The sequence below is a fragment of the Rickettsia endosymbiont of Proechinophthirus fluctus genome, assembly GCF_001602635.1.
Classification (GTDB): Bacteria; Pseudomonadota; Alphaproteobacteria; order Rickettsiales; family Rickettsiaceae; genus Rickettsia; species Rickettsia rickettsii.
Genome location: NZ_LECS01000001.1, coordinates 23,313 through 45,096, shown reverse-complemented (window position 1 = coordinate 45,096; position 21,784 = coordinate 23,313). Strand labels below are relative to the sequence as shown.

Below are 21,784 nucleotides of genomic sequence, written 5' to 3'. Positions count from 1 at the left end.
TTTTTTGAGAGCATCCGGTAGATGGTTTAGTAGTATTATTGTTGTTTAGAAACTGGTTTGCTTCTATTCCGGCTATTATTTGGTTTATATAAGAAGTTGCTTTTACTGGTCCTATATTAAATTCATTCATTAATTCGTCAGTGTTAGGGATAATATTATTATCTATATAGTACGATTTTTTATCAAGCATCATCTGAGTTGCTATTGATGCGATATAATTTGTTGCCTCACCTTTATCAACACCAAATTTCTGCTCTAGCTCTTTTTCTGTAGGAATATGGCTATCGGCTATATATTGTCCCTTTGCGTTTTCCATAACTTTAAGTCTTATTGACTTAATATAGCCGTCTCTATTATCATCACGAGATATACCAAACTTCTGTTTTAACTCTTTTTCTGTAGGAATATGGCTATCGGCTATATATTGTCCCTTTGCGTTTTCCATAATTTCAGTTCTTATTGAAGCAACAAAAGATTGTGCATCATCTTTATTCATGTTAAGAGCAGTCCTTACTTCTTGCATTTCAGGGATAATATCATTATCAACATAATGTTTGTATTTAATATCTCTGTTTATTGAACTGATATATAGTTCGATTACTGCTTTTTTGTCTTTTTCTGCACGACGTACCTTTTGATCGTGTTCTACATTATGGTCTATTTTGCTAGGGTCATAACTTATTCCAAGATTTGTTGCTGCTTCTATATCTGTAGGAACTACACCTTGATTAATATATTCTTGTTTTTTTGTATCAAAATCCTGTTGTTTTATTCTTGCGATGTATAATAAAATTTCAGCTCTTGTTTGTCTTGCTTTATGTCTAGTATTATCTAAAAAACTTGATAAATCTGTTTCCTTATACTTTATTCCTAGATCATTTTGTGCTTGAGTAAAACTAGGAACTAAAGCTGCTTCTTGCCATTTTTTGATTTTTTCAGTTGGAGTCAAATCTTTCCAAATATTTTGTTGCTGTGTTGAATTGTGCTTTTCCCATGCCGGGGTTTTACTCACTAAATCTTTAAAGCTTGCCGCTTTAGCACTTGTACTTAAAAAGCTACTAGTCAACAAACATGTTGACATGAAAAAAGTTAAAACATATTTTTTTGAGTGGGAATTTTGTAAATTCATTCAAACCTCGATTAGTTATTATTTTTTCAATACAAACGAGGCGAATCATATAATTTTTGTTAACTTATGTGAACTATTAATTACTAATTTTTGTTAACCAATGAATTTTTTAGCCAAAATGTGTTTAATATATCACAAGCTAATGTATACTCCGAATTTTAAACTTTTTTCAAAAGGAGTATGTAATACTGATTTTGAAAGAAATGTACTTCAGTTTTTGGTAAATATAAAATATGCAAATTCAATTTCGCTTATATAACACTCTTAGTCGTACTAAAGAGGTTTTTAATCCTCAAGATCAAGCTAACGTAAAAATGTATGTATGTGGACCGACTGTTTATTATAATCCTCATATAGGCAATAGTAGGTCGGGAGTAGTATATGATTTACTTTATCGTATAGTTATAAAAATATTTGGTGAGAAGGCAGTAAAATATGTACGTAACATTACGGATGTTGACGATAAAATTATCGATAGAGCTGCACTACTTGGTGTTACTATTGATGAGTTGACTGATAAAGTTACGAAAGAGTTTCATAAAAATATGGCATATTTAGGTTGTATGCTACCTAGTATTGAGCCGAAAGCTACAAAGCATATTGATGTAATGATCACAATAATAGAACGCTTAATAGCAAAAGATCACGCATATATTGCTGATAATCATGTTTATTTTAATGTTTTATCAGCACCAAATTATACGGAATTATCTAACCGAAATTTAGAAGAAATGTTTGAGGGAGTGCATGTAGAAAATAGTAAAACCAAAAAAAATCCACAAGATTTTGTATTATGGAAACCGGCAAAGCAAAATGAATCAGCAAATATGAATTTTGAAAGCCCCTGGGGACTTGGTCGTCCTGGATGGCATATTGAATGTTCAGCCATGAGCTACAAATATTTAGGTGAGAATTTTGATATTCACGGCGGCGGAGCAGATTTAATCTTTCCGCATCATACCAATGAGATTGCTCAAAGTAGATGTGCTTTTCCAAGTTCTACCTATGCTAAATATTGGGTACATAATGGGTTTCTAACGGTTAACGGTGAGAAAATGAGTAAATCTCTTGGTAATTTTATTACTGTAAGGGATTTAATGGATAAACAAATTCAAGGAGAAGTAGTAAGGTTATTTTTATTAAGTAGTCACTATAGGCGTCCTCTTGATTATAATGATAAAGCTATAGAAGATGCTAAGAAAACTTTAGATTATTGGTATAGAGCTATAGAAAATATTAATGTGCAGAAAATAGATTTACCTCATGATTTCATGCAAAGCTTACTTGATGATATGAATACGCCGCTTGCCGTTAAAATCATTAATGACTACGCTAAAGGTGTTTTTATTTCTAAAACTAAAGAAGAAAGGCAGCTTAACGCCTCTGCTATTATTACTTGTGCTAATTTTATTGGTTTAATGAATAAGACTCCACACGAGTGGTTTAATAGTGGTGTGGATGAACTCTATATAAATGAGCTTGTAAATAAGCGTTTGGAAGCAAAAAAACAAAAAAATTGGTTATTAGCCGATCAAATTCGTAACCAGTTATTAGAGGAAAAAATAATTCTAGAAGATCAACCTGATGGTACTACTATTTGGCGAAAAGAATAAAAGCTTGTAAATTACGCAATATGCGTATATAATTTATGGGCTTGTAAGTCGTCATTGCGAGGAAATTATGTAATAATTGACGAAGCAATCTCACAGGGTATTTGATGAGATTGTTACGCAGTCTACGGCTGCTCGCAATGACGATTATCCAAAACTTAAGCAAAAAATTCACACGTAAGATATATGTTAGTTCATTAGAATGGACATCTTACGGAGGTATAAACTAACAATTAGGAGAATTTAAAAATGTCAAAAATACCATCTGTTAACATTAAAGCATTATTAGATGCGGGCGTGCATTTCGGTCACAAGACCTCACGCTGGAATCCTAAAATGGCATCTTATATATATGGTGAACGTGATGATGTTCATATAATCGATTTAAGACAAAGTGTCGCTTTAATGAGCGTTGCTTTGAATGCAATATATGAAACTGTAAAAAAAGACGGTAAAATATTATTTGTAAGTACTAAAATACAGGCAAGTGATATTATAGCGGAATATGCCGAAAAATGCGGGCAGTATTACGTAAATCATAGATGGCTTGGTGGTATGCTAACTAACTGGAAAACTATTGCGGGTTCAATAGAAAAGCTAAATAAGTTAGACAAAACCTTAGAAAACGAAGAAGCACTTATGGGTTATACTAAGAAAGAGATACTCGATATGAGCCGTAAGAAAGATAAATTACTTCTATCTCTTGCCGGTATTAGAAATCTTAATTCTAAACCTGATCTTCTAGTAGTTATTGACACTAATAAAGAGCATATCGCAATTAATGAAGCGGTAAAGCTTAATGTTCCTATAGTTGCAGTAGTTGATACTAATTCTAATCCTGATAATGTAGATTATCCGATTCCGGGTAATGATGATTCTATAAGATCAATAAGACTTTATTGTAGTTTATTTGCAGATGCGGCATTACAAGGACTTGAAGAATCAATGAAAGCTTCAGGAGTTGATATGGGTGCTATGCAAGAGCATACAGATAAGGGGTTAACTTCTAAAAATGTTTCTAAATTAAAACAAGCTAACAAATTCTCTAAAACGAAAAATATTGATGAAGAGACAAATACAGAATTTGAGCAAGCATTAAATGATGCCGATGAAAATAAAAATTCTGATAATGCATAAGTGTTGTTGCATGGATTGGATTTCCCATTGTCATCCCGCGACTTGATCGCAGGATCCAGCTTAAAAATACTAATAATATTAGTATTTTAAATTGTTTTTATAGACCCTAGGAGCAAGTCACGGGGTGACACCGGGGTCGTTCTTCGAGCTACAACCCAAGCCAAATATAATAATTAAGGAGAAAGTAAGCTATGAGTGAAATAAATATAAGTGCTGTAGCAGTTAAAGAATTAAGAGAAAAAACCGGTGCAGGTATGATGGATTGCAAAAAAGCATTAATAGAAACCAGCGGTAATTTTGAAGAAGCTATTGATTTTCTTCGTAAGAAAGGTTTAGCTGCTGCTGCAAAGAAAGCCGGACGCATTGCTTCTGAAGGTTTAACGGCTGCAAAAGTTGATGGGCTTACCGGAGTGGTAATTGAAGTAAATTCCGAAACGGATTTTGTTGCTAGAAATGAGCAGTTTCAGGATCTAGTTAAGGATATTGCAAATCTTGCAGTAATTGCAAAAACTATAGACACGCTAAAGACATTTAAAATGCAAAGCGGTAAATCAGTTGAAGAAGAAATTATAGAAAATATCGCTACAATCGGTGAAAATTTAACATTACGTCGTATGGATATATTAGAGATATCTGAAGGAGCAATCGGTTCGTACGTGCATAATGAAGTTGTACCGAATTTAGGAAAAATTTCCGTATTAGTAGGTCTTGCATCTAACGCAAAAGATAAAGCAAAACTAGAAGCTTTAGCTAAACAAATTGCTGTTCATGTAGCAGGAAATAACCCGCAAAGTATAGATGATTCAAGCTTGGATCAAGCACTCGTAGAGCGTGAGAGAAAAGTATTTTTTGAAAAATCTAAAGAAGAAGGAAAACCTGATAATATTATAGCAAAAATGGTAGAAGGTAGAATACGTAAATTCTTCTCGGAAGTTGTATTACTTCAGCAAAATTTCTTATTTGAACCTAAACTTACCGTTGCGGAAGTAATTAAAAATGCTGAAAAAGAACTCGGTGCAGAAATTAAAATTGCCAAATTTATTAGATACGAACTTGGTGAAGGTATAGAACAGGAAGAAAAAAACTTTGCCGATGAAGTAGCTGCCATTACGCAAGGTTAATGGGCTTGTTTCATAGCTTCAATGTCATTCCCGCGTGGATACCAAATCGTCATTGCGAGCATACGTTGTTGTGCAGACACAATTCTATCCTGTCATCCCGCGACTTGGATCGCGGGATCCAGTAAAAATATAAAAACACCTAATACTAGTTATTTTTATGAATACCGTGGTTTAACCACGGTATGACACCGAATACGTTTTTCTATCCACGCAATAATACCTTCCCGTGGTCAATTGAACTAGGTGACAGTAAAAAACTTGTGAATACTCACTCACACCTTTTCAAAGCAACCAAAGGCGAATTTAGGATAAGTGCTTATTCTAAACTCGTATTTATAATATCTTTCTAACTACAATCAACTATCTATTAATAAATAATTTTCGGTTTTTTACTTTATAATAAAAGATTTATATTGACTTAATCATAGAAAATCTTACAATAATTGTTATTATTAGTTTAAATGAAGAGCATTTTATGTCAAGGACAAAAGAGGAATATGCTGCACAAATTTATGCTGCCGAAGAGCATCGTAGGAGACAAGCTAATTATAGTGATAATAATGCTGAATTGCTTGAAGTTATTATAGTATGTGCTGGTTATGCATGTTATAAAGCAGTAGAAGGGGCAGTAAAAGTTACCGTCACAGGAAGTAAAATTATACGCCTATAAGATAGAAAGTGGACAAATAGCAGTACTCGGTACTGATGCCGAAAGTAAAATAACTTATATAACAAAGCATCCTTCGTCTCGAGGTAATACGAGTACTCCCACTCAGTCGATGACAACTAATCGTGTAGATCCTTTAGAGCAAACTCCCCCTAATACTCCTACCTCTAAAAGAGAAAAGGCTAAAATATACGGAAAAAAACTGGTAGATAGTGCAAAGATTGGAGCTAAAATCCTTTCAAACGCTTATAAAGTGACAATCGGTACAATAGAAGTCGTCGGTCCAGGAAGTGATTTTTAATAGTACCGGTAAGGAAAAATTTATATTTTCTAAACCTACTAAGCGTAAAGTTGTTCAAAAAGCATTTAAAACCGAAAACGGTTATAAGTGTGGTATTATGTTGGAAGAGACAATTGAAGCTTTCTTAACATTAAGATTAAATAACAAGCGTATAGTTAAGATTAAAGAATTTAGAAGCATGAGATTGTCCCTGATACTACAGAAGATATAGGAGAAACTTTTGATATTTCGCTAATTTTAAAATATTCTAATGGGGCAAACATGCCTAAAGTAGATCCTGCTTTTTTAAAGATACATTACGGTAGAGACAGAAAATTAAATAAGTTATCGTTGCCAAACCCACCTATAATTTTTCATAACCAATGGTATCCGGCCTTAACCGTTTATAAAGGTGAATTATGTTCTTTGCCTATAAGTAGTGGGTATTATAGGTATTTGAATAAGAAAATACTAGAAAATAACGGAAGTATAGAAATCAGTCATGTAGATCCTGAATTTACTATAGAGCTTTTAGGAGAATAAGAGTTTTTAATTAAATTCCATCAAAGAAACTTCGTAATTACTTTTAAATATTCATCTAGGACTTTTTGGTTGTCCTTAATAAATTTTAAAGCATTTTCGCGATAAGCTGTAAGTTCTAGAGCATTATTAGACCTGAGTAGATATGTTAGTTTAGTTAGTAAATCTTCACCGTTTTTGATTTGGATAGCTGCTTCATTTTGCAGTACGCCTTTAGCGATATCGGTGTTTTTGCTCATATCGGGACCGAATATAATACAATTAGAGAAATATGCTGCTTCTAAAATATTATGCCCGCCTTGTTTAAAAGAACCGCCGATAAAAGAAATTGTAGCTACAGAAAAAAATAGTCCCATTTCACCGAACCTATCAACTATATAAAGATCATCGCTTAAAACAGGTAAATCATTTTGCGACTTAGCGGTAGCTGATAAATTGTGTGACTTACAATTATCGATAATTGATTTAACTCGCTCAGGATGTCTTGGAATTAAGATAATATAGCAGTCTAAAAACTGCTCTTTTAGGTTTTTGATTATAGGCAAAATCACCTCTTCATCTTCGGGGTGAGTGCTGGAAAATAGCACGACTCGCTTATTGTCTAAATGTAAGCTTAATTTTGATAACTCTTCTTGATTAACCGGAAGTTTTGCGTTGGCAAATTTAATATTGCCTAAATTCACTGCATCTGATACGCCAAGTTCATTGAATTTTTGTAAGTCACGTTCGCTTTGCACGATAATTTTACTGCAATTTTTGAGAATAAGCTGAAAAAAGCTTTTTCTTTGTAGCCAAGCTTTAAACGATTTATCAGAAATACGAGCATTAACTAGTAGTAATTTACACTGCTTTGCTCCCTCATTAATAATACACGGCCATAATTCCGATTCTATAAAAATGCCTAAATCAGGTTGCCAATTTCTTAAAAATTTTCGAGTAAAAATAATATTATCTATCGGTAAAAATTGGTGAACTGCTATTTTAGGTAATTTGGCAGTTAATATTTTAGCGGAGCTGTTAGTCCAAGAAGTTACTAGAAAACGAACGTCAGGGTAACGTTTACTTATATTATGTATTAATGTTAAAGCTACCATAGACTCGCCAATGCTTGCTGCATTAATCCATATCAGCCTTCGTGCATAACTTGCTTCTAAAGGTAATTTATACGTCGATCCTAACCCTCCATCCTCACGTATTAGTGTATACGCTGTGGTTCGCAGTGAAGTGGCTCCTTTAAATTCCTCTTTATTAGCGGACGTTTGCACGAAGTCTAATGAATAGTCTTGTCTGTGTTTGCCAATAGCAAAACGCTCTTGGATGCGTCTTATATCTTCTTTACCTATTAATACACGTATAAGAATTATGATAAAATAAACAGGTAATAATATAAAGCTTAAAGCATAATATAATAACATCATTTCTTTAAACTTTCTGTTAAGCTTGCTAATTGTTTTTCAAGGCTTATATGGTTTTGTATTTTATCATTTGTGAGTTCTAAAGGCGAGCCAACTATGATTTTAATGGTACCAAACGGTAGGGGTATTATTAATTTATCCCAACTTTTTAATCTGAAACATCTAGAAGTGGAGCTGACTATAGTAATAAGTTTTGTGTTATATCTATAGGCAATTTCGGTAATACCGCTATTTACTTTATATACCGGTCCTTTAGGACCGTCCGGCGTGACTATTATATTTGCACCTTGAGATAATTTACCTATAATATTACGTAAAGCTCCAATTGGATTTTTATTAGTGGAACCTACTATCACTCTGCAACCGAATTTTCCTACTAGATCGTTTAAAATTTTTCCGTCTAAATGCGGTGATATTAAAGCATAGATATTTCTATGTCCTATAAACATAGACGGACTTAAGGCAAGCATATTATGCCAAAATGCAAAGATTACCCCTTGTTCGTTTAGGAATTTTTCCTTATTGCCGTTATCGTAAAATATAAATTTCTGCTTTGAAGTAAAGTAAACAAAACGCAAATACCAATATAGTAAAATAGTAATTATACTAAGTGCATATTTATTATTTTTTAAAAATTTTTTAAAAACTTTCCGCATTATTTTTTTGTTGGTTTAGGTGGCTTTTAAACTTTTCCGTCATTGCGAGGAAATTACGAAGTAAGTGACGAAGCAATCTCAGGATATTGGACGAGATTGTCACACAGCCTATGGCTGCTCGCAATGACGATTTGGTATCCATGCAAAGCTTTAAGCAGGAATGACATCGATTGTTCTCTCAATTCTAATACAAGCTTTTTCTAGCTCTTCCATAGAAGTAGCATAAGAGATTCTAAAATATCCCTCTAAGCCGAAAGCGATACCAGGTACTACGGCAACTTTTGCTTCTTCAAGTAAATATTCGGCAAGATCATTACTATTTGCAATAATTGTTCCTAATTTAGTTTTATGCCCAAATATTTTATCGCATTTAACAAATAAGTAAAATGCCCCTTCCGGCTTATAGCATTCAAAATATTTTACTCTTTTCAAAATTGATAAAGCAAGATCACGCTTTTTTTGACAATTTAAAGCATTAGGCTTTATATAATCTTGAGGACCGTTTAATGCTTCAATAGCAGCCATTTGACTTATTGAACAAGGGTTTGAAGTACTTTGCGACTGAATAATAGTCATTGCTTTAATCAAAGCTTTAGAGCCTGCACCGTATCCTATACGCCAACCCGTCATAGAATAAGCTTTAGATACTCCGTTTACGGTAAATATTCTCTTTTTTAAATCAGGTGCTATTTGGGCTAATGTATAAAATTTAAAATCATCAAAAGTAATATGCTCGTAAATATCATCGGACATTACGTTTACATGTGAATATTTTCTTAAAACTTTAGCAATATTTTCTAGTTCTTCAGAATTATAGCTTGCACCTGTTGGATTACTAGGTGAGTTAATAATAAGCCACTTAGTTTTATCCGTAATTGAATGTTCTAAAGCTTCTGCACTTAATTTAAAGTTATTTTCAATTCCACAATTTACAAAAACAGGTGTTCCTGTGCTAAGTGCAACCATATCAGGATATGAAACCCAATAGGGTGCTGGAATAATTACCTCATCCCCTTGGTCTAAAGATGCCATAAACAAATTATATATAACTTGCTTACCGCCGGTGCTTACTATTATTTCATCAAGTTCGTAATTTATATTATTTTCACGTTTGAATTTGTCTTTTATTGCTTGCTTTAAAAGAGGCATACCCTCAACGTTAGTATATTTAGTAAAGCCGTCTTTAATCGCTTTAATCGCCGCTTCCTTAATATTGTTAGGTGTATCAAAATCAGGCTCACCGGCACCGAGTGTGATAATATCAACTCCCGCTTTTTTAAGTTCAAAAGTTTTTTTAACAACTGCAAGGGTCGGCGACGGTTTTATAGAACTTAGCCTCGTAGAAATAATTGACATAATTTGAGTCCGTATTAAATGAAAGCTATATTAAAATCGGTAATTTCAAGAAATAAATATTAATTCTTATAATGAAATCTACAATTATATATTATAATTTGTTTAGTATTGACAGAATATATTAGTCTATGTTCGTGGTTAATTCTACGTGACCATAAACCTGATAATATATGTTTTAAAGGTTCAGGCTTACCTATACCTGTAACCGGTGCTTCTTGGATATTTTTTATTAGAAGTTTAACACGTTCATATTTTTTTAATATCGTATTTTTTCCAATACGCTCAATCCTCCACTGCTTCTAGTGTCTACTCAATCTCAATCATCTAAATTAACTTTAACAAACTCGCCTCTTTTTGCTTGTTCGATAGATTTTTTTATTCGATTCGCATTAGCAAGATTAGATTATAAATATAATGTTTCTTTTGTAGATTCATATTCTTCTTCGGTTAAAAGAATAATATTCTTATGATTCTTTCTTTTAATAAGATAAGGGACATGATCGTTTTCTACGGTATTTAGTACAGAGCTTAAGTTTTTTCTAAATGAAGTGCCGCTAATTGAGTTCATGAGCTACCTACTGATGTACAATAACATGTACATCCTAGCTTCAATACCATTAATTCACAAGTAAAATTATTATTTTATTTAAAAATTTATCAAGATATGCTTTATTATAGTAAGTAATATTAATTGAGTAATTAAACTATGCTCGGTAAAATAAAAGACAAAATCAAACATTATTGCTTAACTATAATAAATGTACCGAATTTTATTAAGAATAAAATTTTAGAATTTAAAAATTATATAAGTGATTGTAAATATAAATTCTCTCATTTAACCGAAACTAATTATCAACTTGGACTCGATCATTTATATAGAGGTAATTTAAATGATGCATTACTTAGGTTTAAACTAGTCGATAAATTTTTTAATCCTAATGATTCTAAAGTATATTCTCAACTCGGGTGGGTTTATTTTTTAAAAAATAATTACAGGCAAGCTATAGAATATTTAGAAAAATCTAATGAAAAATATAAACCTATATTTATAAATTTTTTGAAAAATTATAAGGATATTACTGAAATACCTCAAGAAATTTGTGGAAAATATCGTGATTTAACTGCACAATATTATCCTATTATTTTTAATAACGATAAAAATATCCATCTTCCGTATAGGTTTGTTAATGAAGCACTTAAGCAGGTATCTGATTTACCGGATAATTACTCTATTTTGGAACTTGGAAGTAATATAGGACTTGTAGGTTATGAAATACAAAAACGTTTTCCGGAACATTTTACTTTAACCGGTGTAGAAGTTTCTGCTTTAATGAATAAGTTACAAGAAACATATTACCCGAACACTAAAATTTACGATCAAATATATAATATTGCTATCAATGAATTTTTAAAACAAAACTCTAATAAATTTGATATTATTTTTAGTTTTTGCGGATTATCGTTTACTAACAATTTAATAGAATATTTTAATTTAATATACTCATCGCTTAATAAACAAGGGTATTTTGCCCTTTGTTTACCGAATGCGACGAAGACACAATTTTCAGTAAAACGCAAAGAATTTATTTTTAACTTGAATGAAATAAATAATTTTTTACAAAAAAATAATTTTACTATATTAACTTCGGAAGAAATAATACTAGCGGAAAGCAATAAATATAGTATTATTGTTTGTAAGAAAACAGCATAAATCAATGAGAATATTAATTATATTATCCATTATTTTATGTTCATTATCGATAAGAGCTGATCTTGAATATGTTGATAATGAAATATATAACTATAATGGTGGAAGCAATGAAAACGGTTGCATAGAAGTTTATGATCCATATGAAAAATTCAACCGTAAAGTGTTTGTATTTAATTCTGTGTTAGATTATATAATATTGCGTCCTTTAGCGATAGGTTATAAGAACATCACGAATGATTACGTAAAAGCACGCATTAATAGTTTCGTCAGTAATGTCGATACACCGCTTACGGCGGTAAATTACGGGCTTCAGTTAAATTACGATAAAACTATGAAAAGCGTTTGGCGATTTCTCATTAACACGACGCTTGGCATAGGCGGTTTATTTGACGTGGCAGGTAAAGTAGGTTTGCCGTCTGATCGTCAAACTTTTGGTAGTACCCTAGCACATTATGGAGTTGCCCCAGGTCCTTATTTAGTATTGCCGATAATCGGTAGTACTAACGCAAGAGATATGACGGATTCGGTAATTACTAATTATGCTTTTAATCCATTAATGTACTACACTCATAATGATTTTGACTTAGGAGTACTAGCAGTTAGTAAAATAAACGATCGATATGTTGTATTACCGTTTAGTGATTATGTGATGAAGAATTCTACCGATCCTTATGTGGCTATTAGATCAGCATTACATCGTGTTCGTGAAGCATCGGTTCAATATCCTGAAAATTTTAAATGTCCTAAACCCAAGAATTAATGAAATTAAAGAGGATTATATGCAAAAAATTATTACAGGTTTATTTTTATTAGTTATGACGTTTTACGCTTATTCTAATGAAAAAGTGCCTGCCGGTTTGAACAGTTACGTTACTAATTTAGTAAATGAAGCTTCTAGTATATTAAACGATAGTAAGTTATCTGAGCGAGTAAAAATTGCTAAAGCACGTGAGTTAATGTCTCAGAACCTAGATTTTGATTGGATGGCTAAATATACATTAGGCAGAAATGGGATAAAAACTTTATCAGGTGGGCAGGTTCAGGAATTCATCAAAGTTTACTCTAAATATGTTACTAAATCTTATACTGATTTAATAAAAGATTATAAAGGCAAACAGCCTAAAATAGTAGGAGTTCGTCCTTTAAGCTCAACCGATTTTATGGTTGCTATGAATATCATTAGTAATAAAGAGCAAGACCCTATTAAAGTAGAATATCTTGTACGTGAAATGAAAGGAAACGGAAAAGACGTTTTTAAAGTTTCTGATATAATTACGGAAGGTGTAAGTCTTATTGGAGCTCAACAAGACGAGTTTACCGATACTTTAAAAAATCAAGGCTTTAAGGCACTAATACAAAAATTAGAAAGTCGTTCTTAAGCTTATTTCACTGTCATCTTAAATCATCATTGTGAGGAGGTATTGTTGCGTAGACACCTCGTCGGCATTGCGAGGAAAGTGCATAGCAATTGACGAAGCAATCTCAAGAGTTTGTTATTATTGCATGAGATTGCCACGCAGTCTACGAATGCTCGCAATGACGATTAGATATCCACGCAACAAAGCCCGCTCGCTAATAGCGTTAAACAACATAAATCACTCACATGAAAATCTTAGCAGGTAGTAGTAATAAGTTACTTGCAACGCATTTAGCTATAGCATTATATATTAAATATATTGAGCCGAAAATTACCTATTTCAATGATTCCGAAATAAAAGTAGAAATTCAAAAATCGTTTCATAATGAAGATATAATCATAGTACAATCCACATCAAAACCCGTTAATGATCGCTTAATTGAGTTGTTTTTGCTAGTAGGTGCAGCAAAAAAAGCGGGAGCGCAAATCGAATAATTATAACAAGTAGTGTAGAGGGCAAAAATTGCATATTAATTGATGATATTATAGATAGTGGAGAAACAATCGTAAAAGCAGCAAGATTTTTAAAAGAACATTCGGCTTTGTCGGTGAGTGCTTTTATAACTCATGCAGTGCTTTCTGCCGGCTGGTTCTAAAAATTCGATAATAGACCTCTTGGAGAACGAAGCTAATAAAGAGGAATTTGTAGGAAACACGGAACGCAGCACCGCAGCGTACACTTTAGTACACGTGAGGATGCGAGTACTGGATTGACGTACAAATTACTTTTAGCAGCAAGTTATGCAAGAGGTCTATTAGACAATATTTTTATCACGGATACTAGAAACAAGTGACTTATCTACAAAATTTCATATAATACCCGTATTGTCTATCATCGTAAAAAAGTTAATAAATATACTATGAGCTTGTGTACTGTAGAAATAAATCTATCTACAATAAAAAATAATTACCTTTTATTACAAGATGTTTGCAAAACCTCATTAGTCGGTGCTGCCGTTAAAGCTAACGGTTATGGTCTTGGAGCAGTACAAATTTCTAAAGCTTTAATAGAAGAAAATTGTAGGCATTTTTTTGTGGCCTCAAGTGAAGAAGGAGTGAATTTACGCAATGCTTTAGGATTAGATGTTAATATTTTAGTTCTTAACGGCGTTTTTGAACATGATGCTTTAGAGCTGATAGAATATAATTTAACACCTGTTCTAAATAACTTAAAACAAATAGAAATTTGGCAAAAATTTAGTAATTTGAAAAACCGATTATTGTCTTGTTATTTACATTTCAATACGGGGATTAATCGTTTTGGCTTAAGCTCTGATGAGATAGAGCAGCTCATTAATGATCGTGATTTGTTAAAAGGGCTAGATTTACAATATATTATAAGCCATCTAGCTATATCCGAGGAAATAGATAATCCTTATAATCTAGAACAATTAAACAGATTTAAAGCTTATTTACAATATTTCCCAAACGTCAAAGCAAGCCTTGCTAATTCCGGCGGCATATTTTTAGGACAGGATTACCATTTTGATTTAGCAAGACCAGGGGCCGCCTTATATGGTCTTAATCCCTTAACAAAGAATCCAGTAACCTTAAAAGCTCCTATAATTCACTTACAGCATTTGACACTAGATAGCCATATCGGTTATAATATGACTTTTACAACTAAGCGTGATAGTGTCATTGCAACGTTACCGCTTGGTTATGCTGATGGGTTTAGTCGTAATTTTAGCAATCAAGGCGAAGTATTTATTAACAGTCGCAGCGTTCCTATAGTAGGGCGAGTATCAATGGATTTAATAAATATCGATGTTACCGATCTACCACCATCCGAGATTTTTCTAGGGCAGGAAGCGGAAATTATCGGAAATTATTGCACACCCAATAAAATAGCGAGTATTATAGGTACTATCGGGTATGAGATATTAACTAACCTTGGTAGTAGATATAAAAGAAAGTATATCGGGTAGATATCTGTGTCATACTATGGCTTGACCACGGTATCCAGAAAAACATTAAAAAAGACTGGATTCCGTGATCAAGTTGCGGGATGACATTAGAGGTTACTGGGTTCCTGCTTGTGCAGAAATGACATAGCGTACTTAAATTAAATAGAAAAAATACAAATGTTATTCAATATAGCTAATTCGGTCGGTAAATGTACTGTAAAGTTTGCACAAAGTGTAGGTAGTTTTTCTCTATTTAGCTTTGCTGCCGTTAGCAGTATCATAAGACCGCCTTTATATTTGAGTTTAATCATCAGACAATTATTATTTATCGGGTTTCACTCGCTTCCGGTTGTTGCAATGACGACTTTTTTCTCAGGGGCGGTACTTGCATTACAGAGCTATATCGGTTTTTCCCGTTTCTCAGCTGAAAGCTCTATTGCAACGGTAGTAGTATTGTCGCTGACTAGAGAGCTTGGACCTGTTTTAGCTGGACTAATGGTAGCGGGAAGAGTTGGGGCATCAATCGCCGCCGAAATAGCCACAATGAGAGTAACGGAGCAGGTAGATGCTTTATATACTTTATCTGCCGATCCTATTAAATATTTAGTTTTTCCAAGAGTAATAACAGCTATTATTACAATGCCTTGTCTTGTTTTCATCGGGGATATAATTGGTGTTATGGGCGGTTATTTGGTAGGGGTATATAAACTTGATTTTAATAGTGCAGCTTATTTAACCAGTACTTTTCAGTATTTAGAACCGATTGACGTAATTTCCGGTCTTGTTAAAGCGGGAGTTTTTGGGTTTATTATTTCTATAATAAGTTGCTATAGCGGCTATTATTCAGGTAAAGGGGCTAAGGGAGTTGGAAGAGCAACTACCTCGGCAGTAGTGAATTCTTCTATCCTTATCTTAATCAGTAATTATTTAATAACCGAATTATTTTTTAAAGTATAGTATACTCGTTTAATTTGGAAAAGAGCTAGTTGTTTTCCAAATTAAACGAGTATACAGTTTTTTTGTTTATTTGGGGTATGCATGAGTGTAGAAGAATTTAAAATTAAAATTCGGTCATTATATAAATCATTTGCTAATCATAAGGTGTTAGACGGAATAGATTTAGATGTAAAAAAGGGCAGTTCATTAGTGATTTTAGGTGGTTCCGGTAGTGGCAAATCAGTTCTAATTAAAAATATAGTAGGATTGATTAAACCTGATAAAGGTAAAATTTTTATTGATAATGTAGAAATCCAAGATATCTCAAGTAAACAAAAATTTGAGATTATGGATGGTATAGGTTTTTTATTCCAAGGCGGAGCATTATTTGACTCCTTAAATATACGTGATAATATTACTTTCGAGACTAAAAAATTATCTAAGAAAGAGAAAAACGACCTTGCCGGTGCAAAGCTTAATGCCGTTGGTTTATCTCCTAGAATACTCGAGCTTTACCCTGCCGAATTATCGGGAGGAATGCAAAAAAGAGTAGCCCTTGCTAGGGCTATTTGTAGTACACCGTCGATTTTATTTCTTGATGAACCGACCACAGGGCTTGATCCTATCATGGCAAATGTTATCAACGAATTAATTATAAAAATCCAAGAAGAGTTAGAGGCAACTACGATTACTATAACTCATGATATGATTAGTGCCGCAAAAATAGCTAAAGAAGTAGCGATGATTTATCAAGGAAAAATTAAATGGTACGGTAGTAAAGATGACATGCGTAATAGTGATAATCCTTATTTAAAACAATTTATAAATGGATTAACTACTGGGCCTATAGAGGTATAAAATGTTTAAGAACTTATTATGTATAATAATATTTCTAGGTATAAATCTAAATGTTTATGCTATAAATTCTAGCTCTTATACGACAGATGATATAATAAAAATAGTAATTATTCTTGGAATAGTTATTTTAATTTTTAGTCCTGCAAAATTCCGTATAATCGTTATCGGTACTATGTTAGGCTTGTCTTGTGCCTATTTCACGTATAAATACATCGTACCTATCTTTATTTCTTTACTAAATGGACCATAAAGATAAATATTGCTATTAGTGACGCCCCACATCTCAGCTATTTTCTCTTCTAATAGTATCAATTTAATATTCTACAATTAATCTAAAATTCTAACTCCCCCGTGATAGCCATCTAATTCAAAAGAATTGGGATGTATATTTTTACATGCATCTAAACCTATTATATTAATCATATTAGTATTATTATCAATACCATTTAAAGTAGTACGAATATCTTCCAAATATTTAGATGATTCAGGCGAATCATTACCTCCAATTATTCGTACTTTTATTAAAGCTTGTTCTATCAATTCATTCTGATTAAAGTCAGTAATTAATTGCTCTAACTGTTGTGAATTAATATTTCTAGCTAATGCTATTTTATTTAATTTTACGGAAAAGAAACTACAGGCAATCTCTTCATTTAAATCTTTAGTATAAATTATTAAGTCATCATTTATATCAAAAATTTTATATTCTTGTGAGTTAATTTCAATTTGCATAGTTTATTTACTTTGTTGATTATTTTTGTGTAAAGCAATATTTTTATTGGGAAGAGTATAGCTAGGTGCAGCTATTTTTGTCTTAGTACTTATATTTTTTTAATATCTTATCACTTGTTAAGTTGAATTTTGGTTCATTTTTTGTATCCAGGATTTTTTAATATTACTATCTTGTTGGTAGGTAGAATGAGTAAGTGCTAATGTTTTATTAATTTCTGAACGTACACTTTCCAACGGATTTAAATTGTTAGATAATAAATAATCAGTTTTAGCTATTAAATTATTTACAATTTTTGTTTGTTCTTGATCCTTGAGATTCAATTCGTGAACTCGATTACTAATATTTTTAGTTACTACATTTTTTATTAATTTTGGATTAGTTTTTTGAATTTCCTCTGCTACTTTAGTAAGTGGTCTTGATATTTGATTAGATTGCCATGTGTCCATAGAATTAGGATTTTGATTAGATCCTAATAAATATTGCTGAATAATATGTTTTTGTTGGATTTCATTTAAAGAGCGATTAGGTATATTTTTATGTTTAGTGCAATCAAAAGCTTTATAAAGTACAGGAGTATTACTTCCTATACTTAAATGTACTTTTCTAGCAGCGGTTGTTTTATCCTCTCTATCCGAACAATTACCTGTTATTGGATCAAATATAATTCCTAATGGGGCTCCCTTGTCTTCTATATCTGCAGATTTTATATTTACGTTAAAGTGGTTAGTTAATTCTTGTGTTACTTTACGAATATTACCATCTGATACCGAAATTGATACTGCAGATCTATCACGCCCTCCTACTAAATAAGCTTCTAATTGAGTATTAGGAGGAAAGTTGCTTATTATATCATGTGTTAAAGCACCAGCATCAGTAAACCTGTCAACATGGGCTAATGCAGTTTTTTTAGCTAATGGATCATGTAAAATTACAGCAACGCATTGTTGAATGTGATCAGTGCCTATCTTTTCTTTATCAGAAAAACCAACTTTATGCTGTTCCACACGAACAGCTTCATAATCAACTATACCTTGCTGTAATGAGTAAGCATATGCATACTGAGCTATTGAATTTTCTTTACGGTTTTGAGTGTTATAAATAGCTCCTAAAGCTAATCTTGTCATTAATTCTTTAGCTTGGCTAATGTTCCTTGTGGTTGATATGCAGTGACTAATGCTTTGTATGAATTTTCGACATTATAATATTGCTTTGCTTCAAAAGAATTCTCTATGCTATCTTGAAATTGTTGAATAGCATTATCAAACAGTCCTAGCTGTTGATAGCTACGTCCTATCATAGTATTAATATAGGAAAGTAGGAAAGAAAATTACTGTCAGTTTGACCTATAGCAATTTGTTCAGCTTGTTGTAGTTGTTTAAGAGCAACAAGATGATTATCTTTGCTATATAATTTAATCCTTCATTATACAAAAAGCTGCTTGATTATAATCAATTTGCTCCTTTGTACTTAATGGTTTTGGAGTAAGATTACTAATATATTCAGGAAAACTTGAAAGCAACTCGCCTAATTTTTTAATTAGTCCGGTGATATTACCTTGCACTGGCTTCCCATTAATAAGCATAGATTTATAATAGTTTAATTAATTTATATTTTTATATAAAACTCTGTTATTTAATACAAATCAAGCATTAGCTAATACTTAGCTACAAAATAATTATCTCTTGACACTAGGGGAGTATTGTGTTATATTCTTTACCTATTGTATATACTGGATGAACTTCAAAATTGGCTACGTCGTTCTACAAGATCTGCGGTGCTCACGTATTAAGTATACGCTCCGCTCCTCGGCGTGTGAACTCTTAGTTCTTTTTGAAGTTGATCTTCGTATATGACTCTTCATTTACTTGAAGTATATTTATAAGTTTTAAGGTATTTAGCTTATGTCTCGTAAGTGCGAACTCACAGGTGTGGGTGTTTTATATGGCAACAATGTATCACATTCTCAGCGTAAAACTAGAAGACGTTTTGAACCTAACCTAAGATCGGTTAAGTTTACAAGTGATATAACAGCCGGGGAATATAGATTATCGGTTAATGCTAGATGTATTAGTTCAGTAGAAAAAGCCGGGGGTTTTGATGCATATATTCTAAAAGCCGATGATAATGTTTTATCAAGTAACGCTAGAGCTATTAAGAAAAAAATAATTCAGACTAAAACAGCAAAATCATTATGAAAAGTGGTATACATCCAGAATATAAAAAGTTTTTGATTAAAATAGGAAGCGATGTCTTTGAAACAATGTCTACTCATCCTACAGGTGAAATTTTAATGGATGTTGATTTTAGAAAGCATCCGGCATGGAATAAAGATTCCGGAAATGTAGTAAATCAATCGAACAAAAGTGTTAGTGATTTCAATAAAAGATTCTCAGGTCTTTCTTTTGGTAGTAAGAAAGAAGCTAGCTAGGCTTTGTTTGTGGATAACAAATAGTCATTGCAAGGAAATTGCATAGCAATTGACGAAGCAATCCAGTAAACAATTTTGATTTATAGAATTTTTTTATTATTTTTTCTGGGTTGCCGTGCAGTCTACGACTACTCGGTATTTACACAAGAATGACACTAACAACAAAATATAACACAGATAAATCGTCAATTCTCAATTATTGCGGGGTGGAGCAGCTCGGTAGCTCGTCAGGCTCATAACCTGAAGGTCGTTGGTTCAAATCCAGCCCCCGCTACCATATTTTTTAATGTCATGCTAGCTCACTTATAGCGTTATTGAAGTCTGCTGATGCCATTCCTATACGAAACCAAATTATGACTACTCAGAAAATAGTGCCTACAAAATCCACTGATGGCAGTAAGCTTTTTCGTCATCAAGCTAAATTTGTAGCCGGTGCTATGAATATAAATCAAATCCCCAATTTTTCATTACCGGAAATTGCTTTTGTCGGTAAGTCAAATGTCGGCAAATCAAGCCTAATAAACACGATATGTAATAATAAAAATCTTGCTAAAGTTTCTAATACTGCAGGGCGTACTAGGCAAATCAATTTCTTTAACCTTGCAGATAAACTTATTATAGTTGACCTTCCCGGTTATGGTTTTGCTAATGTTCCTATATCAGTCAAAGAGCAGTGGGGAGTGTTAATTAGTTATTATTTACGAAATAGTTATAATTTAAGGTTAGTTAACTTATTGATTGATTCAAGAAGGGGTATAAAAGAAAATGATAAGAAAGTAGCTGATCTATTACTTGCAAATAAAAGAGAATTTCAAATTATTTTCACAAAATCCGATAAAGTTACGGATCATAAAAACCTTCACGATGAAGCACAGAATTTGCTTGCAACTTTAAACTACTCATGTAATGTTATGTATGTAAGCAATAGGAGTAAAGAAGGTGCAAGAGAACTTAAAGCTAGTTTGGCAAAATGCATCAAACTTCAAAAATAAAGAGGTAGATAGTATTTCTTCATTAAATAACATTGCTATAATTAAGAATATAATAAAGTGTAGTAGTGAGTTGAAGAATCAAGCAATAGTTCTAAAATTACCTGCTACTATTATTATTGACGATAAATTATTTACGGCTTTTATTGAATCTGTTAGATTGCTTGAGATGTGTGGTGCTAAAATATATATAGTACATGATCATATTGATTTACGAAGTTCGTCTTTAATATCACAAATAGATGAAAATTTTAGTCAAAAAATTAGTAAAATAAGCGACTATAGTTCTCTAAATAATCCTATTATTATGGAAATTTTATCCAGTTACGTTAACAAGCTTATAGTAACAAAGTTAAGTAGTATAGGTTGTTATGCAGTTGGTATTTCAGGTAAGGATGCTAATTTACTGCAAGCAAAAAAATCAAAACTATCTTACCGAAAAATTGTAAATCATGATGTTATAAATATTGGTTTTTTAAGCGAGCCTATTATGATTAATCCAGAAATTTTATTAAATTTTGCAGATAATAATATTATACCCGTGATAGCACCGTTTGCGAGCGACGATCAGGAGAAAACGCATTTATTAAATGTTAACTTAACGTTAGCAACAATTGCTTCTGCATTAAGTGCAGAACATTTAATATTGCCATATGAGATATTACAGGTATCCGAGACGTTTCCGTATAATATAAAAATACGAGATATTAACTTGTTGAAATCAATGTTAGATGATAGTAATAATTTCATCGAAGAAGCATTAATTAAGATAGCAGTTAATGCCCTTGAAAATAATAATGGTTACGTACATTTTGTGAATAGTGAAGCACCGAATTCAATATTGTCAACTATGTTTGATATTAATATAAATTAATAGAGGTTTTTTATGGCAGG

The 21,784-nt window shown here is 32.2% G+C and carries 26 protein-coding genes, 1 tRNA gene and 3 pseudogenes; 22 read left to right on the top strand and 8 right to left on the bottom strand.

What is annotated here, in order from left to right:
- Positions 1-1,129: pseudogene (locus BG75_RS09190) on the bottom strand (autotransporter outer membrane beta-barrel domain-containing protein); the annotation flags it as partial.
- Between the two features lie 233 nt (positions 1,130-1,362).
- Here BG75_RS09190 and cysS point away from each other — a divergent pair.
- The 7 genes from cysS to BG75_RS09170 all read left to right on the top strand — a co-directional run bounded on the left by cysS (position 1,363) and on the right by BG75_RS09170 (position 6,487).
- Positions 1,363-2,742: a cysteine--tRNA ligase gene (gene cysS, locus BG75_RS00210; protein WP_062811005.1), complete on the top strand. Its 1,380-nt coding sequence runs from the start codon at positions 1,363-1,365 to the stop codon at positions 2,740-2,742.
- A gap of 246 nt (positions 2,743-2,988) precedes the next feature.
- Positions 2,989-3,876, top strand: a complete 888-nt coding sequence (gene rpsB, locus BG75_RS00205) for a 30S ribosomal protein S2 (protein ID WP_062811004.1) — start codon at positions 2,989-2,991, stop codon at positions 3,874-3,876.
- 191 nt (positions 3,877-4,067) lie between these two features.
- On the top strand, positions 4,068-4,997 hold the full coding sequence (gene tsf, locus BG75_RS00200; protein WP_062811003.1) for a translation elongation factor Ts: 930 nt from the start codon (positions 4,068-4,070) through the stop codon (positions 4,995-4,997).
- 475 nt (positions 4,998-5,472) lie between these two features.
- A complete protein-coding gene (locus BG75_RS09185; protein WP_252903532.1) occupies positions 5,473-5,667 on the top strand; it encodes a hypothetical protein in 195 nt (64 codons plus the stop codon).
- Positions 5,668-5,776: 109 nt separating this feature from the next.
- A complete protein-coding gene (locus tag BG75_RS09180) occupies positions 5,777-5,965 on the top strand; it encodes a hypothetical protein (RefSeq protein WP_252903531.1) in 189 nt (62 codons plus the stop codon).
- Positions 5,955-6,176 (top strand): hypothetical protein, encoded by a 222-nt coding sequence (locus BG75_RS09175; protein WP_062811002.1) that lies wholly within the window; start codon positions 5,955-5,957, stop codon positions 6,174-6,176. The genes BG75_RS09180 and BG75_RS09175 overlap by 11 nt, the downstream gene beginning before the upstream one ends.
- Positions 6,177-6,226: 50 nt before the next feature.
- Complete coding sequence (locus BG75_RS09170; protein ID WP_062811001.1) at positions 6,227-6,487, top strand: Sca4 family protein; 261 nt, start codon at positions 6,227-6,229, stop codon at positions 6,485-6,487.
- A 20-nt stretch (positions 6,488-6,507) separates the two neighbouring features.
- Here BG75_RS09170 and waaA read toward each other — a convergent pair whose 3' ends face one another.
- The 5 genes from waaA to BG75_RS00165 all read right to left on the bottom strand — a co-directional run bounded on the left by waaA (position 6,508) and on the right by BG75_RS00165 (position 10,479).
- Positions 6,508-7,902 (bottom strand): lipid IV(A) 3-deoxy-D-manno-octulosonic acid transferase, encoded by a 1,395-nt coding sequence (gene waaA / locus BG75_RS00180; protein WP_062811000.1) that lies wholly within the window; start codon positions 7,900-7,902, stop codon positions 6,508-6,510.
- Positions 7,899-8,555, bottom strand: coding sequence for a lysophospholipid acyltransferase family protein (locus BG75_RS00175; RefSeq protein WP_062810999.1), 657 nt, complete (start codon positions 8,553-8,555; stop codon positions 7,899-7,901). The genes waaA and BG75_RS00175 overlap by 4 nt, the downstream gene beginning before the upstream one ends.
- Before the next feature lie 150 nt (positions 8,556-8,705).
- A complete protein-coding gene (locus BG75_RS00170) occupies positions 8,706-9,911 on the bottom strand; it encodes a pyridoxal phosphate-dependent aminotransferase (RefSeq protein WP_062810998.1) in 1,206 nt (401 codons plus the stop codon).
- Positions 9,912-9,970: 59 nt separating this feature from the next.
- Entirely contained in the window at positions 9,971-10,108 is a 138-nt protein-coding gene (locus BG75_RS10775; RefSeq protein WP_252903562.1) for a Txe/YoeB family addiction module toxin, read from the bottom strand.
- A gap of 206 nt (positions 10,109-10,314) precedes the next feature.
- Positions 10,315-10,479: a type II toxin-antitoxin system Phd/YefM family antitoxin gene (locus tag BG75_RS00165; RefSeq protein ID WP_012150344.1), complete on the bottom strand. Its 165-nt coding sequence runs from the start codon at positions 10,477-10,479 to the stop codon at positions 10,315-10,317.
- A gap of 138 nt (positions 10,480-10,617) precedes the next feature.
- Between BG75_RS00165 and BG75_RS00160 the strand changes: the two genes are divergently transcribed.
- The 10 genes and pseudogenes from BG75_RS00160 to BG75_RS00125 all read left to right on the top strand — a co-directional run bounded on the left by BG75_RS00160 (position 10,618) and on the right by BG75_RS00125 (position 16,990).
- The gene (locus BG75_RS00160; protein WP_062810997.1) at positions 10,618-11,622 is read left to right on the top strand and encodes a methyltransferase domain-containing protein; all 1,005 of its coding nucleotides are present in this window, start codon (positions 10,618-10,620) and stop codon (positions 11,620-11,622) included.
- A gap of 4 nt (positions 11,623-11,626) precedes the next feature.
- Positions 11,627-12,382 carry a VacJ family lipoprotein gene (locus tag BG75_RS00155; protein WP_062811150.1) on the top strand — a complete coding sequence of 252 codons (756 nt, stop codon included), beginning with the start codon at positions 11,627-11,629 and terminating at the stop codon, positions 12,380-12,382.
- Between the two features lie 19 nt (positions 12,383-12,401).
- Positions 12,402-13,001 (top strand): phospholipid-binding protein MlaC, encoded by a 600-nt coding sequence (locus BG75_RS00150; protein ID WP_004996745.1) that lies wholly within the window; start codon positions 12,402-12,404, stop codon positions 12,999-13,001.
- A 224-nt stretch (positions 13,002-13,225) separates the two neighbouring features.
- Positions 13,226-13,474, top strand: coding sequence for a ribose-phosphate pyrophosphokinase-like domain-containing protein (locus BG75_RS08030; protein ID WP_156468951.1), 249 nt, complete (start codon positions 13,226-13,228; stop codon positions 13,472-13,474).
- The gene (locus BG75_RS08025; RefSeq protein WP_156468956.1) at positions 13,471-13,635 is read left to right on the top strand and encodes a phosphoribosyltransferase family protein; all 165 of its coding nucleotides are present in this window, start codon (positions 13,471-13,473) and stop codon (positions 13,633-13,635) included. Before BG75_RS08030 ends, BG75_RS08025 begins: the two co-directional genes overlap by 4 nt.
- Positions 13,607-13,833: pseudogene (locus BG75_RS08020) on the top strand (palindromic element RPE1 domain-containing protein). Before BG75_RS08025 ends, BG75_RS08020 begins: the two are co-directional and overlap by 29 nt.
- Positions 13,834-13,899: 66 nt before the next feature.
- Entirely contained in the window at positions 13,900-14,967 is a 1,068-nt protein-coding gene (locus BG75_RS00140; protein WP_062810996.1) for an alanine racemase, read from the top strand.
- Between the two features lie 156 nt (positions 14,968-15,123).
- Positions 15,124-15,903, top strand: a complete 780-nt coding sequence (locus BG75_RS00135) for an MlaE family ABC transporter permease (protein ID WP_062810995.1) — start codon at positions 15,124-15,126, stop codon at positions 15,901-15,903.
- A gap of 81 nt (positions 15,904-15,984) precedes the next feature.
- Entirely contained in the window at positions 15,985-16,740 is a 756-nt protein-coding gene (locus tag BG75_RS00130) for an ABC transporter ATP-binding protein (RefSeq protein WP_062810994.1), read from the top strand.
- Position 16,741: 1 nt separating this feature from the next.
- Positions 16,742-16,990: a DUF5510 family protein gene (locus tag BG75_RS00125; protein WP_004996738.1), complete on the top strand. Its 249-nt coding sequence runs from the start codon at positions 16,742-16,744 to the stop codon at positions 16,988-16,990.
- Between the two features lie 77 nt (positions 16,991-17,067).
- On the opposite strand, the gene BG75_RS00120 is transcribed toward BG75_RS00125, so the two are convergent.
- Together BG75_RS00120 and BG75_RS00105 are read right to left on the bottom strand one after the other, a co-directional pair.
- Positions 17,068-17,280 carry a hypothetical protein gene (locus tag BG75_RS00120; RefSeq protein WP_062811149.1) on the bottom strand — a complete coding sequence of 71 codons (213 nt, stop codon included), beginning with the start codon at positions 17,278-17,280 and terminating at the stop codon, positions 17,068-17,070.
- Between the two features lie 825 nt (positions 17,281-18,105).
- A pseudogene (locus BG75_RS00105) lies at positions 18,106-18,597 on the bottom strand (hypothetical protein); the annotation flags it as partial.
- Positions 18,598-19,374: 777 nt separating this feature from the next.
- Here BG75_RS00105 and rpmB point away from each other — a divergent pair.
- The 5 genes from rpmB (at position 19,375) to BG75_RS00080 (ending at position 21,764) form a co-directional block, all read left to right on the top strand.
- Entirely contained in the window at positions 19,375-19,668 is a 294-nt protein-coding gene (gene rpmB, locus BG75_RS00100; RefSeq protein ID WP_004996729.1) for a 50S ribosomal protein L28, read from the top strand.
- Entirely contained in the window at positions 19,665-19,901 is a 237-nt protein-coding gene (rpmE, locus tag BG75_RS00095) for a 50S ribosomal protein L31 (protein WP_062810993.1), read from the top strand. The genes rpmB and rpmE overlap by 4 nt, the downstream gene beginning before the upstream one ends.
- Before the next feature lie 200 nt (positions 19,902-20,101).
- Positions 20,102-20,178 (top strand) — tRNA-Met (locus tag BG75_RS00090).
- Positions 20,179-20,254: 76 nt separating this feature from the next.
- Positions 20,255-20,893, top strand: a complete 639-nt coding sequence (gene yihA / locus BG75_RS00085; protein ID WP_062810992.1) for a ribosome biogenesis GTP-binding protein YihA/YsxC — start codon at positions 20,255-20,257, stop codon at positions 20,891-20,893.
- Complete coding sequence (locus BG75_RS00080; RefSeq protein ID WP_062810991.1) at positions 20,841-21,764, top strand: acetylglutamate kinase; 924 nt, start codon at positions 20,841-20,843, stop codon at positions 21,762-21,764. Before yihA ends, BG75_RS00080 begins: the two co-directional genes overlap by 53 nt.
- Positions 21,765-21,784 lie beyond the last annotated feature (20 nt).